Raw genomic sequence first — 1083 nt, forward strand, 5'->3', positions numbered from 1 at the left:
CAAAACATTCGTCAGTGGATCGTCGATCTCATCGGGCTGACGCAGTGGGACAACGTTGCTATGCTCGTTCATGGCGTATCGCTCTCATGTGAGGTTCTGGCAGGCTCGACACCCGCCTCGATACGCCACCTATCTCATTCCGTCATCACCCAGTTTCCCGCATAGCTCGCTGCTCAGCTGCTCGCGCCGCTCGTTCCCGCGCTCGACGGAGATCCGCTCGCGGGCCTGATACGAGTAAACGAGATCAACGCTCAGCGAGGATTTGGCGGCGCGCAGAATGAGCGAGAGGACGAAGACGGTCCTGCGACCCGCTCGCCAGGACGCCTGTCCGAGCAGCTGCGGGCCTATTATCGAACGCATCTCGATCCTTCTGAATACCCGGAAGCGAGCGATCTGGATGCGCTTCGAGCGATCGAAGCCGCCCAGCAAGCGTTCGACCTCCGCCTCACCGAAAGCTTCAAAGCCGCCTTCATGGAGGTCGAAGGGCTCGGATACCCCGGGGTCACGGATCCCAAGCCGCGGGTAGCGACCCGAATACACCCTGTAGACGGTCTGAACCATCAGACCGCGATTACCTTCGAAGTCGATGTGGTGCGCGAAGGCGGCGAACTGGTACCGATCGCAAGGTTGCCGGAGGCGAACAACGGCCTCGGCTATCAAAACCTTATCTCCATGATTTTCCGCCTGATGAGTTTTCGCGACGCGTGGATGCGCGTTGGCAAGGCTGCACGTGACCCCGACGCGACCGAGTTCGAGCCCTTGCATCTCGTGCTCGTTGAAGAGCCGGAAGCGCACCTGCACGCGCAAGTCCAACAAGTATTCATCAAGAAAGCGTACGATGTCCTCCGGGCGCATGAGGATTTACGTTCCAGCACTTTGCTGAGGACACAGCTAATTGTCAGCACGCATTCCAGTCACGTCGCTCACGAAATCCAATATGATTGCTTGAGATACTTTGACCTGCCACCGAGTATTTCCTCCAGAAGGAGTTAGAGTCCGCCCCGAAGAAGGACGGACAGATGAAGCGAGCACGGTTCACGGAAGAGCAGATTATTGCGGTGCTGAAGGAGCATGAGGCCGGGG

1 protein-coding gene is annotated in these 1083 nt (G+C 58.4%); it reads left to right on the forward strand.

Translation table 11 applies throughout. From position 1 onward, the window contains the following. The first annotated feature begins 336 nt into the window (after window positions 1-336). Complete coding sequence (locus tag CV770_RS41170; RefSeq protein ID WP_245454032.1) at window positions 337-993, forward strand: AAA family ATPase; 657 nt, start codon at window positions 337-339, stop codon at window positions 991-993. Window positions 994-1083: the final 90 nt, after the last annotated feature.

The organism is Bradyrhizobium sp. AC87j1, from assembly GCF_002936975.1.
Classification (GTDB): domain Bacteria; phylum Pseudomonadota; class Alphaproteobacteria; order Rhizobiales; family Xanthobacteraceae; genus Bradyrhizobium; species Bradyrhizobium shewense.